Annotated in this window: 14 protein-coding genes; 4 read left to right on the top strand and 10 right to left on the bottom strand. The window is 67.1% G+C overall.

Annotated features, from left to right (window positions below):
* Window positions 1-2 precede the first annotated feature (2 nt).
* The 6 genes from ACFFNX_RS01335 to ACFFNX_RS01310 all read right to left on the bottom strand — a co-directional run bounded on the left by ACFFNX_RS01335 (window position 3) and on the right by ACFFNX_RS01310 (window position 7,355).
* The gene (locus ACFFNX_RS01335) at window positions 3-1,325 is read right to left on the bottom strand and encodes a hypothetical protein (RefSeq protein ID WP_378193707.1); all 1,323 of its coding nucleotides are present in this window, start codon (window positions 1,323-1,325) and stop codon (window positions 3-5) included.
* 147 nt (window positions 1,326-1,472) lie between these two features.
* The gene (locus tag ACFFNX_RS01330; RefSeq protein WP_378193704.1) at window positions 1,473-2,384 is read right to left on the bottom strand and encodes a hypothetical protein; all 912 of its coding nucleotides are present in this window, start codon (window positions 2,382-2,384) and stop codon (window positions 1,473-1,475) included.
* Window positions 2,385-2,581: 197 nt separating this feature from the next.
* Window positions 2,582-2,902: a hypothetical protein gene (locus tag ACFFNX_RS01325; protein ID WP_378193701.1), complete on the bottom strand. Its 321-nt coding sequence runs from the start codon at window positions 2,900-2,902 to the stop codon at window positions 2,582-2,584.
* A 717-nt stretch (window positions 2,903-3,619) separates the two neighbouring features.
* Window positions 3,620-5,410 carry a type IV secretory system conjugative DNA transfer family protein gene (locus ACFFNX_RS01320; RefSeq protein ID WP_378193699.1) on the bottom strand — a complete coding sequence of 597 codons (1,791 nt, stop codon included), beginning with the start codon at window positions 5,408-5,410 and terminating at the stop codon, window positions 3,620-3,622.
* Window positions 5,411-5,469: 59 nt separating this feature from the next.
* Complete coding sequence (locus ACFFNX_RS01315) at window positions 5,470-6,093, bottom strand: hypothetical protein (RefSeq protein ID WP_378193696.1); 624 nt, start codon at window positions 6,091-6,093, stop codon at window positions 5,470-5,472.
* Complete coding sequence (locus ACFFNX_RS01310) at window positions 6,090-7,355, bottom strand: C40 family peptidase (RefSeq protein WP_378193693.1); 1,266 nt, start codon at window positions 7,353-7,355, stop codon at window positions 6,090-6,092. Before ACFFNX_RS01310 ends, ACFFNX_RS01315 begins: the two co-directional genes overlap by 4 nt.
* 450 nt (window positions 7,356-7,805) lie before the next feature.
* Between ACFFNX_RS01310 and ACFFNX_RS01305 the strand changes: the two genes are divergently transcribed.
* The gene (locus ACFFNX_RS01305) at window positions 7,806-8,588 is read left to right on the top strand and encodes a hypothetical protein (protein WP_378193690.1); all 783 of its coding nucleotides are present in this window, start codon (window positions 7,806-7,808) and stop codon (window positions 8,586-8,588) included.
* Window positions 8,589-8,627: 39 nt separating this feature from the next.
* On the opposite strand, the gene ACFFNX_RS01300 is transcribed toward ACFFNX_RS01305, so the two are convergent.
* Entirely contained in the window at window positions 8,628-9,338 is a 711-nt protein-coding gene (locus tag ACFFNX_RS01300; protein WP_378193687.1) for a response regulator transcription factor, read from the bottom strand.
* Window positions 9,339-9,383: 45 nt separating this feature from the next.
* Window positions 9,384-9,878: a MarR family winged helix-turn-helix transcriptional regulator gene (locus tag ACFFNX_RS01295; protein WP_378193684.1), complete on the bottom strand. Its 495-nt coding sequence runs from the start codon at window positions 9,876-9,878 to the stop codon at window positions 9,384-9,386.
* A 69-nt stretch (window positions 9,879-9,947) separates the two neighbouring features.
* On the opposite strand from ACFFNX_RS01295, the gene ACFFNX_RS01290 reads away from it, so the two are divergent.
* The 3 genes from ACFFNX_RS01290 to ACFFNX_RS01280 are packed head-to-tail and all read left to right on the top strand — an operon-like array spanning window position 9,948 to window position 12,184.
* On the top strand, window positions 9,948-10,826 hold the full coding sequence (locus ACFFNX_RS01290) for a phosphorothioated DNA-binding restriction endonuclease (protein ID WP_378193681.1): 879 nt from the start codon (window positions 9,948-9,950) through the stop codon (window positions 10,824-10,826).
* Between the two features lie 42 nt (window positions 10,827-10,868).
* Window positions 10,869-11,417: an AAA family ATPase gene (locus tag ACFFNX_RS01285; RefSeq protein ID WP_378193678.1), complete on the top strand. Its 549-nt coding sequence runs from the start codon at window positions 10,869-10,871 to the stop codon at window positions 11,415-11,417.
* Window positions 11,418-11,476: 59 nt separating this feature from the next.
* The gene (locus tag ACFFNX_RS01280; RefSeq protein ID WP_378193675.1) at window positions 11,477-12,184 is read left to right on the top strand and encodes a pyrimidine reductase family protein; all 708 of its coding nucleotides are present in this window, start codon (window positions 11,477-11,479) and stop codon (window positions 12,182-12,184) included.
* Window positions 12,185-12,258: 74 nt separating this feature from the next.
* Here ACFFNX_RS01280 and folP read toward each other — a convergent pair whose 3' ends face one another.
* Both folP and ACFFNX_RS01270 read right to left on the bottom strand, forming a co-directional pair.
* Window positions 12,259-13,161: a dihydropteroate synthase gene (gene folP / locus ACFFNX_RS01275; protein WP_378193672.1), complete on the bottom strand. Its 903-nt coding sequence runs from the start codon at window positions 13,159-13,161 to the stop codon at window positions 12,259-12,261.
* A gap of 112 nt (window positions 13,162-13,273) precedes the next feature.
* Window positions 13,274-14,359, bottom strand: coding sequence for a hypothetical protein (locus tag ACFFNX_RS01270; RefSeq protein ID WP_378193669.1), 1,086 nt, complete (start codon window positions 14,357-14,359; stop codon window positions 13,274-13,276).
* Window positions 14,360-14,742 lie beyond the last annotated feature (383 nt).

Below are 14,742 nucleotides of genomic sequence, written 5' to 3'. Positions count from 1 at the left end.
GATCATGGGTTACCGTCACTTGAGCCGCCGTGCCCGCCGTCTGCGCCAGAGGGCCCGCCGTGATGCGAGCCGTTCGCGCCGCCGCTCCCCGAGCTGCCGCTGTCCGAACCACTGCTCCCCGAGCTCCCGCCACCCGAGCCACTGCTCCCCGAGCTCCCGGTACCCCAGCTACTTCCCGAGTCGCCCGCCCAAGAGCCTCCGGCGCCCCAGCTGCCGCTCCCCGAGCTCCCACTGCCCGAACCCGTGCCTCCAGTGCCCGAACCCGTGCCTCCAGTGCCCGAACCGGTGCTTCCAGCGCCCGAGGCACCGCTGCCCGAACTCGCGGTACCCGAGCCGGTGCTTCCAGTGCCCGAGCCGCTGCCGCCCGGACTCACGAAACCCGAGCCCCCGCCGCCCGAGGAGCCACTCGGAGTGCCGCCCCTCGAGGAATTACGACTCGCTGGACCGTTGTTGCCAAGGCCGAGAACCCGGCCCACCACTCGGCCCGCGCCTCTGGTCATTGCGACCCCCGCTCCTCCCGCGCCCTCCAGCACGGTGACTCCCTTACCGGCATTCACCGCACTGCTGCCGAACACGAAATGGCCGACCTGACGTATACCGAAGGCACTGTGACTTTCCGTGATCGCAGGCATTATGGCACGCATGGTCGCGGGTAGAGCGAATACCGCACCGGCAATAAGGGCCAGGCCAAAAAGACGATCTGCCTCGCTCTTGGATGACAGCAGCTTCAGGGCCGCAGCATAGATCGTCGCAGCGACCGGCTTGAACAGCACGAAAGAGATCAGCCAGCCGAGGCACTTTCTATAGGCGTGATCTCCATATGTGGTGAACCTTGCCGCAGCCAACGGCGGAAGAGTCCCGACCAGTACGATCAGCGCGCCGCTTCGAAAGAGCATCAGCCCGAACTGTATCGACGTCCCGACTGTCGCAGCGAGCGCGAAGAAGGCAAGAAGGAACGACGTATCGGTCTCGTGCCCTCCCAACACGCTGATCCCGGATTTCCAGTTCTCAATCCACGTGTCGCCTTTCGGCATCAAGTCCTTTAGAATCCAGTAGGAATACCTGTCTCCGGCGATATTCCCCAGATTCACCACGGTAGCCAGGGTGAGGACGATCACAGCCAGCTGAAAGAACTGAGAAAGCGCAACCCGAAAAGGTTCGCCATTGCGTTGTACGGCAATTCGAATGGCCGCGATCATAAACCCGGCGAACGCCATCACGACAGTCAGATAGTTGGTGTGCTCGCGCAGGCTATAAAGGAGGCCGCCCTTCTCGCCGGTCAACCGTACGCTATAAGAGTTATCACTCATCCACCAGACCAGCATCGTCCGGAGCGTTCCCAGTGCCCACTCTATTACTTTACCGACGAACCAGGACCATGCCTGGTCAAGGACGTCCGACATCGAGAAGCACCCCCATAGCGTGGAACACGCATCGCGAAATCGCTTGGTTAAGGCGGACAGGCCACCGCTTCAGAGTGGATTGAGCAGGAGGGATATGAAGGCGATGGCCAGCCCGGAACCTGCGACGACGCATGCGATCATCACCCAGCCGAGCTCGGCGGCATGGGCGCCACTCTCGCTCCTCCTATGTTTGAGTGCCATATTGCCGCCGACCATCACAACGCCCAGCACACACGCCCCCAAAGCAGTCCACACCAACCAGCGAAGCAATGGATTCAGTGGTTGAGCGACCCGGGAGGCTCCGTCCGCGTGACCCCTCGGCAGCTTGGCGTCGGGTCTGTCGGTGAGGGCGGGCTCATCCCAAGCAGGAGGTTTGAGTACGGCCGGACTCTTTTTGGTGTGGTCCGCGACACACTGCTTTGGGAACATCGAGTCGACGTGCTGCCACTGGTGGCAGAATTCTTGCACTCCCCCCACGCAATCGATCTTCTCCTGATCGGTCTTCAAACTCCAACAATAGTTGTTCTTGTGGTCCACCTTCGGCCATTCGGACGTATTACTGGTGTTACAGTAACCGTCGGGTGAAGTATCACTACGGGCCAGGCAGACCTTGAGTTCGTACTTCTTGGTGGGCTTGTAATCAGGGATGGCCGCCTCGCGACAATGACCCTTTCCACCCCTTCGTACGAAATCCACCAAATGCCCAAGGACGGATAGCTTCACCGCATGGCCATCGGTAGATACCATGCCGCGCACGAGGTGGCCATCCGTATTGCTGTCACATATTCTGATGCGACCGGTTTTAGGATCCCATTGAAGCTTGCCGCCGGGGTCCGTATCGACGGTCGGCATTTTTTTCGCATTGTCCCAGTCAACGGAATACTTCAACGCCGCGAGATCAGGAGTGGTGACACGACCCTGAGCGGCCGGGACGACGCCGGCCGTGACCTGCACCGGACCAGCAGAGATCCGATCAGCCATGGGGGACGGTTCCAGCGCGCCGGGCCCACTCGAGACCTCGCGAACCGCCTTCGGGGCGGGAGCACGATAAAGGCCGATCGCGACCAGGGCGGCGCCCAGCGCGAGGAACGCGACAGACAGGACGAATACGCGCTGAAGCAGCCGTACTCGGCCCTGGCAGCACTTTCCACATCCTGCACGGAGGTGCCGGGAGACCATCAGCCGGCTCCGGCGAGTTCCTTGACGATCGTGTAGGCAGCCATGATCAGGATGGTGGCGAATCCCACGATGATCATGCTCCCCATGTGGTTACCGCTTTCACCCCTCCTGTGTTGGAGTGCCATTCTGGCGCCGATGGTGATGAAACCTCCGACACAAGAAAAGAGGGCGCCCCACACTCCCCACTTGAGCAGCGTCGTGACCGCGTCGGCGAACGGCGGTTTTTCACCGCCACCGGGATTCGGGACGACCGGTCCGGCAGCGAGGTCCGCCCCATGATGAAGCAGACCGGCCGTCCACAAGATCGTCATATCAAGCATGCGCGCTCTCCGAGATGATGCGGTTAAGGTCTTGAGCCGGCCGGGCCTGGGCGGACGGCGACTTGGCCTGGTACGGGGATCGCCAAGGCACGGAGCCTCCGTCCCACGGGAGTTCCCGGACGTGGGGCGCGCCTCCGGTGATGACGCGCGGTAGGTTCCGTCGGCGGTTTCGGCCGCTCTCCAGAGGCATCGGCGACCGGCACCCGCGCCGGCGGCCACACGCCCCCGGCCCACTGCCGGGAGGCGTTCATCACCGCCTCCGGCGAGTTCGGCGGGCTCCCGGGACCGGTCGTCCACTGTGATCGAGTCACGTTCGCCACTTGCATGGTCGATCAGCCCCCTCTCGGATGAGATCGTTCGCCGGTCATGACCGAGCCGACGAGACGAGCGCCTGCCAAAGCGCCTCTGGCGCTATGCGGTGGACCGTCCGCGAGCCGCTGTGATCGTCAACCTCGGCGGGCAGAAAATCTGGCACGACGGGAAGGCACTCCACCTCGGGGCGCGGGCCGAGGAGATGGCGGCCGGGTCAGGCGGGCGCCCGCATCCCGTTCAGCGCTGGGTCCACTCGACCACCAGACCGTCCGCGAACACCGCCTGACCGGCCCGGCCGTGAGGTGCGCCCGCGGCCCACCCGGCCTGACGACGTCGCCCGCGGCAGGACGCCGCGGGCGACACGTCATACACCTGGGTGCGGGGTGTCGCGTCTCATGCCCCGAGTCAGGACTCCTCTTCGTCCGGAACGCTCGTGAGACGCGCGGTAGCGGCGACCTGCTGGTTCGCGTTGTACTCCTGGATCATGCCCTCGACGGCCTGCTTGCCCATGGCGATCTCCTCGTGGTCCTTGCGCTTCCACCAGGGGGTCAGCCACATTTCGATGGGACGGGCCGTGCCCGCGACGAGGGCCGCGCGGCCGAACGGCATGGTCCTGATCTCCTCCGGCTGCAGCGCCGGCCTCCCCTGATGTTTGCCCACGAGGTCGGAGAGTTCAGATAGGTCCTTTACCGTGCCGGTACCGCCGGAGATGACCCGGAAGGTGGCGTTGTCCCACAGGCGCGCGGCTCCGTCCGATCCCCATTTCTTGCGCGCGTCCGCCAGCGACGTCAGGTAGGCGTGCACGGATATGCCGTAACCCCCCGACTCACCCATGTACGTCGGCAGGCCGGGCATCGGGCAGATGTCGGTCACCTGGTTGAGCTCGAAGGTCAGGGGCGGTTCGAGGCGACCGGTCGGCTGCTTCATCGCCGCGCCACGAGCCGAGCGGAAGAACTGCTCGACGATCGTGGTGACGATCGGCGCGATCCCGCCGTAGTCGGTCTGCTGTTTGCTGACGAAGTACAGGGTGTTGCGGCCCTTGAGGAACTCCTTGTAGTTGAATTCCTCACCTGGGGGCGGCGAGAGGTCCTCCAGGATCCCCGGGATCGAGAAGCAGCTCATGACCTGCATCACACCGGCCCAGAAATGCTTGTCCTGGCTGCTGAACTCCAGCTGTGCCGCGGATCCGGGAGCGGCCCTGCCCTCGCTCTCACCCCGGCGCAGGATGTCGATCGCCTCGTCGCTGTTGGTCTCATGGACCCAGCGCACCACGTCACGAATGGTGAGCCCACCGATCGCGCCCGCGTGCAACAGGCAGCGGAGGATGGTGACCACCCCCGAGGTCCTGGTGGCTCCGCTTCCGGTGAGCTCGAAACCGCTCGTCTGGGTCAGCGTGCCGGATCTGACCGCGCACACGTTTATGTCCTCGCATCCGTCCAGGAACGACCAGCGCATCCGATGCGGCCACGCGGTCCAGTTGAACGGGTCGAACACGTGCACCTCGCCGTACCGCGCCCGCACCATGGCGGTGTTGACGAACGTCTCCCGCCGGCTGGAGGTGACGATGCACGGGCCGGGTGCGTCGATGGTGAGAGGGGTGACGAAGTGCACGTCCTTGCCCTGCCTCGGCGCCGCAACGACGATCATCATGTCCTCCAGGGACATGTACAGCCTCCGCCGGGACCTGATGTCCCGCCCGATGAAGAAACCGACGTCCTCGGGCCTCACCTGGCGCGCGGGCCGGTTCGCGGCGGACGGCCGGATCTGCCGCGCCTTGTCCTGGACCGCCCGGGCGCTCAGCAGCTTGCGGACCTCCCAGCCGGATGCGAAGCCCAGCCGCAGCCGCCGGTACGGCCGGTGACGCCGCCAGTTCAGGAGGAGCCGCGCCACGAAATAGAACCCGACCGCCGCGATGACGAGGAACACGATCAGCAGGGTGAAGAACACGGGGGCGGGTCCGATCACGGCCGCCGCAGCGGGTGGCCACGCATGGCGCGGATGACCCGGGTGCTGCACGAAATGAAATGCGATCGTCAGAAAGTCCGTCGGGCTGGAGTCCGGCCAGCCGCGGCCCGTGAGCAGGCCGGACAGCTGCCCCGCCAGCCAGGTGATGAAACCGCACGCACCACCTGGGACGACCACAGATGCGAGGCCCATAAAGAGCAGGTACGGCAGATCGTCATCGGGTTCACTCATGAAGGCTCCTCTCTTCTCTTCAAGCTTCGGGCTGCCTCGCCCGCTCTCCTGACCAGGGACTATCCGTCGTCCACGACGTTCACATCGGAGACCCGCCAGGGGGCGTTCTTGGCTGACCTCACGAGCGCCATGTAGACCACCGATGTGCGGGGAGCACCGCGCCAGCGGTCTCGCCCCGTGGGGACCGTGGTCATCTCCCACTCCCGGTAGGAGGCGGTCGGTCCGTCGGTCGGCGCCCCTTTCTCCCGTACGGTCGGCCGGAGGCGGACGGCGAGATAGGCCCGGTGCCGTCGCCAGTCCTCCGGGACGTACTGCACAGGCTCCGCCTTGATCGCGGCCGCGTATGTCGTGGTGAGGTAGTGCGTGGCGCGTAGGCGCGCGTTTCGCAACCCCGCGTCGACCGTGCTGTCGACCGTGTACATGACGGTCAACGCCGCCCGTGACACCGCCGTCGCGTCCTTCTGGTCGATCCGGCGCAGGTCCGGGAGACCGCCGGGTATGCGCGGACTTCGCGACGGTGACGGCGAGCCGCCGCTGGACGTCGGAATGGCGCTCGGCGCACCCGGGTCGGGCGGCGGGCCGGATGGCCGTGCCTGCTTCTCGCTACTACAGCCGGTCAAAAGAACGGCCACCGATATTGCGCAGGCGGCGGCCCAGGCTCCGGACGCGCACTTACCGTTCACCTCACATCACCGCCGCCCTCTGCTCCAGGAGAAGACATTGCGCGAAACGAACTTGGGGATGAACTTGGCATACCCGGCGGCGGCGTTACTCGAAGCGCTCCCACATAATCAGCCCTGCCGTCGATTACGGCGAATTGCACATATGCGCCGCTGTGGGGAGCCTCTACCATCCAGTGCTTCCCCTTGAACACGCCGTAATAGATGCCCATGTGCTCCAAATGATTAAAGAAAACCAGATCCCCGGGAGCCAATTGGTCACGAGGCACCTTGACCCCCATACTGCTCTCGAACATCTTGTCCGCAGTCCGGGGCAGCAGGATCTTCTTGCCGGACGCGGAGTAGACGGCCCACCGAGCGAGGCCCGAGCAGTCGAATCCGTAGATGTCGGTGCCATCGACGCCAGGATTTTGAGGGATGCCGAAACTGGGGCCATCGTCGGGAATCTCACCCTTGCGATTATCGCCACGCGGATCTCCGCCGCCCCATGAATATGGGATCAGCCGATGGATCCACTGAGGGGGGTTCGGCCCGCCTTGATCTCGCCTCGCGAAATAGGCGGCGCTTTCAGCGATGCGTTGGCCGAACGACGACCCTTCCTGAAATGCCGCCCCCAGTATGCAGCCCTGACTTTCATTGTTGTCCGATGCCACCACATAACCATTCGTGTAACGATTCGCCGCCGCCAGCACGTCGTTGACGTAAGAATCGAGGTGGTTATATGCGAATATCGCTTTGCGTATCTGAGCCGCCGTCAGCGTTCTGCTTTTAAGCTCTTGCGTACTCGCGCCGGGTAGGGCGCTGCTCTTGAGATACCTGGCGGCGGTGAAGATGGCATCATCCGCGTGGTATCGACTTATTACCCCGTCACCAGGCGGCGCGTCCACCTTGTATTCGTTAAACGTCCCCTGCAAGAACTGCATCGGGCCCCCGGCCCCCGCATAGTTCTCTCCGGAACCGACGCCCGGCGCTTGAAGCGTGCCGTGGTGGGTCTCCACCCATCCGATGCCGGCGAGGATGTTCCATGGAATATTCCACTCCGCGCCGGCCCGCTGGTACAGGGCAAGGTAGTTCTTGGGTATGGAGTTCGCCGCCGGCGCCGCCGTCACCTGCTTGGCCTGAATCACTCCCGTCCCGCCTGAGGAGGAATTGGAGCCGCCGCACAGCGGATTGGAATTGGGGATGACGACCACCACGACCACAAGGAAGATCACCAACACGGCGACAAGCCCGGTGCAGCCGAGCCCCAGGCCGCCGATCCACATACAGCCGGTCCGCCTCATGGACGCCCTCGGACCGGCGCCGGGCATGCTCACAGCGCTTCACCTCTGATCACGGGGCTGTTCGGCGTCGGGGGCAAGAGCCATCGCGAAGACACAGGGAGGAGGAGCACCTGCCCGGCACGGCCGCGAGTCGTCGGCGCGTTGGGGTGTCGGGGAGGCACTCTGGTGAGGCGTATGGGCAACTGTCCCGGCATGTTTCACCTTCCGGCATGTCCGGATAAAGACAGTGCGGTCACCGCCGGGATGCGCAACGTTCTCCGTACGCCGTCATCCGCCGCTCTCGTACCGCACCACCGGCCGCACCGCCGGCCGTACCGCCCACCGAGACCGTCATGGTTGCCGTTCCGCCGCCTGACGGACATTAGAGAAGAGGGCCATCCGCGACGGGTTCGGGACAGAGCCGGTGGAAGGCCTGCGAACCGAGAGGACCCCATGACGCTGCGAACGGACCTGAGCGACCCCGACCTCGAGTCGCCGCTCGTCGGGAAGGCGGTGACGGCGCACATCAGGTCACGCGGTCCGGATGGGTTCGACTGCGCCGTCTACGACGCCGGAACGAGCCGGGCCCGTGACGCGCTGCTGCCGCACGTCATCGCCCACGAGCTCGCCGGGGGGACCGCTCCGCCCGAGTGGGCGCGGGGAGACACCGTCATCGCGCTCGTCGTTGGAGTGTCCGACGGCGCCGACGGCGACTACGGGCGGCTGATGCTCTCGGTCACCGCGCCCGAGCTGGTCGAACGCCTCCTTACCGGGTTCGTCGAGGAGATCCTCGACGGCAAGGTCGTCATCAAGGGCGTCGCGCGGGCCGCCGGCACCAGATCGAAGGTCGCCGTGGCTCCCGCCGGCCCCGGTGTCGACGCTCGAGAGGCCTGCACCGGTCGCGGCGCAACCCGGATCGAAGGGGTCGAGAGGCTACTGAACCGCACCTTCGGCGGCGAGAAGCTGGAGATCGTCGAGTACTCCGGCGACCGGGCCACATTCCTGGCGAACGCGATGAGGCCCGTGGAGGTCGCGGGCATCCTCGTGGACCGCGAGGACGCGGTCGTCGCGGTGGAGCCACATCGGTCCTCCGGCGGCGTCGAAGAGGAGAACTTGAACGCCCGGCTCGCCGGCTCGCTGACCGGCCTGTCCGTACGGGTCGTCGCGGCCGGTACCGACCTGCGCCAGGAGATCGAACGGCTTGTCGCCGAAAGGCCCCCGGCCGAAACGGCCTGAGTGCCGGATGACGTCGCCGGGAAGGGGAAGGCGCCCTCGTCACCGAGTCGCGCCCGCGGAGTACTCCGGATCCGCGGGGATGAGATACCCGAACCCTGTCCGGGTGATTATCACGCCGTCGCCGAGCTTGCGGCGCAGCCGTGAGATGTGCTCCGTCAGCGTACGGTCGGAGCCGTGCGTGGTGCCCCATACCTGCGTCATGAGCACTTCTTTCGAAATAGCCCGGCCGCGGTTGAGTGCGAGGAATTCCAGGACGGCGTACTCCAGCGGGGCCAGCCGCACGGCCACTCCGTTTTGGGACACCTGTCGAGCCGCGAGGTCGATCACCGCCGACGAGATGTGCAGCAGGTTGTCGCGGGGGCCGTTCGTCTGCCCGTTCTTGCTCGTCGCACTGCGTCGCAGCACCGCGTGGATCCGGGCCAGGAGTACCTCCGGATCGAACGGCTTGGCGACGTAGTCGTCTCCCCCGAGCCGCAGCCCGAGCGCCTGCTCGTGCGCCCTGTCTCGTGCGGTCAGGATGATTATCGGCGTTTCGTCGCCCGCGTCGCGCAGTTGTTGCACGACGGAGAGCCCGTCGATGTCCGGGAGATTGACGTCGAGGAGAACGATGTCGATGCCGCCACCGTCGAGTATCTTCCGAGCCAATTCACCCGTGGGTGCTGATATCACGCGATGATTGCTCTTGTCAAGCAAGTGCCCGACTACTCTGGCGTGCCGTGCGTCATCATCTACAAGTAGAACTCTCGCCACAGATTTTCATTCTATCCGAGCAGGCAACACGAGTTACCCGAATTATCATGGTTCACGCGACCACGCCGACCCCGGGGTGTCCTTGGCCGGTCCGGCCTGTTCCCGCAGGCTCGCGAGGAGGCGGCCGAGCGCGGGCAGGGCCGCGGCGATCGCCGTCCGGTCCTCCTCCGTCAGCTCCTCGATACGCGCGCCGATCATCCGGGCCCGGCGGTCACGCCAGTCGGTCATGTGCCGCCGTGCGTCCGGCGTGAGCTCGAGCCGTACGGCCCGCCGGTCGTCCGGATCGGTCTCGCGGCGCAGCATCCCGGCCGCGAGCAGCTGGTTGACGAGGGTGCTCACCGAGTTGTCGGCGAGGTGCAGCTCCCGCGCGGCGGCGGCGACGCTGATGCCGGGATGGTCGCCGACGACGACCAGCAGCTCGACCTGCGCGGGCCGCAGTCGTGGCGGCATCTGTTCGCGCAGCCGCCGCCGTACGAGCCGGCGCATCGCGGCGTTGACGGACATCAGCTCGCGGGCGAGACGTACCCCCTCATCGGTCACGAAGTCAGAATATCTCTTAATAAGAGGTAATTAATAGGGACTTGGTCGTGGGCCCGTACGATGCCGGTCGTGGACTGGGTCGAGAGGGTCACCGGGATCCGCCGCTGGACGCGCGGGCAGGAGCGCGCGCCGCACAAACCGCTCCTGCTGCTGTACGCGCTGGGTCACTTCCAGCGGCACGGCGACGAGCCGATCCGGTACAGCGCCGCCGAGGAGCGGCTCGGCCACCTGCTGCGGGAGTTCGGCCCTCCGCGGCCGACCACGCCGGCGTACCCGTTCCACCATCTGACCAGCGACGGCCTGTGGGAGGTGCGGACCGCCGACGGGAGCGGCAGCCCGGGTGCGCGCGTGGGCGCGCTGCGCGACTCGGCCGCGAGCGGCCGGCTGACACCGCCGCTGGTACGGGACCTGCGGCGCGACCCCCGGCTGCTGTCCCAGCTCGGCCGGGCACTGCTGGACGCCAACTTCGAGCCGTCGCTGCACGAGGACATCTGCGCCGAGGTCGGCCTGGACCTGGAGTCGGTGGAGACCGACCGCGCCGTACGCCGCCGCGACCGGGACTTCCGCGAACGCGTGATGGTCGCGTACGAGTACCAGTGCGCGTTCTGCGGCTTCGAGGGCTGGCTGAACGGCCGCGCGGTGGGCCTGGACGCGGCTCACGTACAGTGGTGGGCCTTCGGCGGCCCGGACGACATCGCCAACGGCATCTGCCTGTGCGCGCTGCACCACAAGCTGTTCGACAAGGGCGTGCTGGGCGTGACCGCGGATCACCGGGTCGCGGTGTCGGCCCGCTACGTGGGCCGTGGACGGAGCGCGGAGGCCCAGGTCCTGGACCTGTCCGGCCGCGAGATCGACGGGCCGCAGCCGGCGTTCCCTCGCGTCGCCGACGACCGCGTCGCCTGGCACACGCGAGAGGTCTTCCGCTCCCCCGCCCGCACCGCCGCCTGACGCATCGGCGCCTTCGCAGTGCCCTCGACCGGATGGAGACCCATGGCATCCGCACGTGACCGACTGATCGCCATCACCGGTGGTCCCGGATCGGGCAAGACCACCCTGGTCGAACTGCTCCGCGAGAACGGGCTCGCCGCCGCACCGGAGGCCGGCCGCGCGATCATCCAGGACCAGAGCGCCATCGGAGGCACCGGTCTGCCCTGGAACGACACGGCGCTGTTCGCCGAGCTGATGCTGTCCTGGGAGATCCGCTCCTACCGCTGGGCGCTGGCGCGGACGGGCCCGGTGTTCTTCGACCACGCCGTGCCGTGCGTGGCCGGGTACCTCCGCCTGCTGGGACAGGAGGTGCCGGACCACGTGGAGGCCGCGGTGGCGGCGTTCCCCTACCGCCCGCAGGTGTTCATCGCGCCGCCCTGGCCGGAGATCTACCGCACCGATGACGAGCGGCACCAGAGCTGGGATGAGGCCCGGAGAACCCACGAGGCCATGGCCGAGACCTATGCCCGATACGGGTACGACCTGGTTGAACTGCCCCGCACCGATCCAGAGGCGCGCATGCGGTTCGTACTGCGCCACGTCAGCCACTGACCGGAAGGGCCCGGATCCGATCGATGAGCCGCGTACGGCAGCGGCTAGTGTCCTTACTCGTGGATGAGGCCGAGCTCGCCGAGATGTACCGATACCCGCGGACCGGCCGCCGGCTGCGGGCGAACATGGTGACCAGCCTGGACGGGGCCGCCTCGTTCGAGGGGAAGGTCAGCCCCCTCGGCGGCGAGGCCGACCAGAAGGTGCTCTCGTTCCTGCGCGGGCTGGCCGACGTCGTGATCGTGGGTGCGAACACGATCCGGGTCGAGGGGTACGGGCCGCTCCCACCGCAGGACTCGTGGCGCGACATCCGGAAGGGGCGGCCTCCGGCGCCCCCGCTGGCGATCGTGTCCGCGCGGCTGGACCTGGACTTCGACGCGCCCGTGTTCGCCGACGCCCACGTACGGCCGATCCTCATCACGTGCGCGAGCGCGCCCGAAGAACGGCTCAGGGCGGCCGAGCGGCGCGCCGACGTCCTCGTCTGCGGTGACCTCATCGCCGACATCGGTACGGCGCTCGACGCGCTCGCGGAGCGGGGGTTCACCCGGCAGCTCTCCGAGGGCGGCCCCCGGCTGCTCGCCGAGATCGCGGCGGCCGGGCGCCTCGACGAGCTGTGCCTGACGCTGAGTCCGCGGATCGTGGCGGGGAGCGGGCCGCGTATCGTCAACGGGCCGCTCATCGAGGACCTCTCGTTCCGGCTCGCCCGGGTCTTCGAAGAGGACGGCTTCCTGTTCACCCGGTACGTCCGCGAGGACGCCCACGGCGACTGAGCACAGGACGTGGCCCTGCTGATCACCCTCAGCGAGGTCGGCCAGACGCCGTACGTTCCGGAACCCGGCTGGCCTCAGACAGCGTTATGGCGAACGACGGCCGGCTCACGCCAGCCCAGAATGCCCTCCACCATTCGGACGGCCGACACGATTTCCGCGACGTCGTGGACCCGGACGATTCGCGCCCCCTGCAGAATGCACACCGCCACGGTGGCGATGGTCCCCGCCAGCCGTTCATTCTGCGGCAGGTTCAAGGTCTCGCCGATGAAGTCCTTGTTGGACACCGCCACAAGTGTCGGATAACCGAGCCCGGTGATCTCCGGCAGCCGGCGGGTGAGTTCCAGCGAATGGCGGGTGTTCTTGTTCAGGTCGTGGCCGGGGTCGAGGATGATGCGCTCCGGCGGCAGGCCGCGGCCGATCGCCGCCTCGGCCCGCTCGCGCAGGAAGGCCGCGACCTCCGCGGTGACGTCCTTGTACGTGGGCCGGGGGAACGGCGTACGCGGCGCGGCGAGGCTGTGCGTGATGATCAGGCTCGCGCCGGCCTCCGCGACGGCGTCCGCCAAGCTCAGATCGTGCAGGCCGGTCACGTTGTTGATCACATCGGCGCCGGCCGCGAGAACCACCCGGGCGACCTCGGGGCGGTAGGTCTCAACGGAGATCACCGCGTCGGTCCGCTCCCGCGCCGCCGCCACGACCGGGACGACGCGATCGATCTCCTCGCGCTCGGTCACCTCCGGCCCCGGCGCGAACGGAACGCCCCCGATGTCGATCCAGTCCGCCTCGTGCGCGATCGCGTTCTCGACCGCCGCGACGGCCTTCGACAGTTCGAAGGTACGACCACGATCGTGGAAGGAGTCCGGCGTCCGATTGATTATCGCCATGACCGCGACCTGGCGCGAGAAGTCGAACGTCCGGCGGCCGATGGTCCGCCGCGGACTGACGAAGTCAGGGTGGAAAATCGCAGGGTTCGCTGTCATGCGCCCGACCTTGACGAAGATGGATACGGCATACCGGCCGTGCCAGCATAACGGCAGCTCACAGGTCTGATTTCAGCGCCCGGGCGCGGCGCGCCGTACGGGACGCGTGGTGTCAGGACGACCGGCGACGCACCTGCGTGACGAGCCTCAGCAGGCCGAAGAACACCAGGGCCCCCACCACCACGACGCTCATCGCGATGGCCCGCTCGGAGAACGTCCTGGCCTTGACGAGCACCGTGCCGGAGCCGATCAGGAAGCCGAGCAGCGTCACGAAGAGCCCGAGCATCTCGACCATCTTCAGCAGACCCTCGGAGACCAGTTTCTGCGCGACCGACACCCGTTCCGTCAGCTGCCGTGACGCCTCCTCGATCTTCTCTTCGAGAGCCGCGGAGGCGCGGTCGATCCGCTCGTCCATCCTCGCGGTCATCTCATCACTGAGCCGGGCGGCCGCCTCGTCCGCACCTCGGCGCAGGTCGCGGGTGTGGATGATCGTCCTGCGCTCCTGGGCGTACTGCTCGTGGACCAGCATGTTGCCGACGCCGAACCGGTCGATCGCGAGGTCGATCTCGGTGAGCGCCTCGTCGTACCTGCCCAGCCGTCGCAGGGCGGCGGCGCGCCGGTAGTGGATGTTCGCGTCGTCGTCGCCGCGCGCCATCATCTCGTCGGAGAGGCGCAGCAGTGTGTCCGGCTGTTCGGCGAGATGGTCGGCGAACCAGATGGCGGTCAGCGCCACCTGGCGGCTCTTGCGGTCCGAGTCCGGCGCCCGGACCGCCCGGTCGTACAGGTCGAGCCCGTTCGGCGCCCGCGAGCCGAGCCCGCCGAAGGCGGCGAAACTCAGGATCAGGGCATCGTCGTGGAACTCGGCCAGCCAGCCGTTGCAGCGCTCCAGGATCTCGCGGAACCGGTAGTCGAACCGGAGCCGCTGACCGTGCACATACGCGAGCACGAGCCGCTGCGTCCGGGAGCCGCTCACCCCGCCGGCCGCACCCCACTCCAGGTCCCCGGGATACCTCTGCTCCGCCACGCGGGCCATCCACGCGAGATCCGTCGCGGCCCGGCGGACCTCCGGAAGGCCGAGCCCGTACCGCTCGACACCGCGAGCCAGATCCGCGATCCAGTCGAGCCCACCGGACGAGGTACGCGACGCAAGATGATCGACCAGCACGGCGGCCCGCTCACCGACCGGCACGACCCGCATCCGCTCATCAAGCCCGTCAACGGGCGCATCCGAAGAATGAGGCGGAGCACCGTCCGCTGGACGACCCTGCACGGGGACGGAACCCTGCTCCATGATCCTCCTCGCCACCGCCGAGCCCGACCGGCCGCACGGCTCTGCCCGACCGGCAGTCTAGATCCCGCGCCCCGCCGGATCGCTCGAGGATGCCCGAAACACCGCAAAGTCCCTCCACCACGAGAACGACCGCACCATCTGAAGATCACGCAGAGCAGCCAGAGGTTACGGAGAAAGGCGCCATGTGCCGAGAAGACCGCGAATGCTCCAGCAGTCACCCTCTGTCAAGAACGTCACCTCCTGGCCCTCCTCCGGTACGGCGAAGGCGAGGATCCGCCACGTTCACGACG

The organism is Actinoallomurus acaciae (assembly GCF_042429965.1).
Taxonomy (GTDB): domain Bacteria; phylum Actinomycetota; class Actinomycetes; order Streptosporangiales; family Streptosporangiaceae; genus Actinoallomurus; species Actinoallomurus acaciae.
The sequence above is the reverse complement of the archived record's forward strand: the minus strand, read 5'-3'. Positions and strand labels throughout refer to the sequence as shown.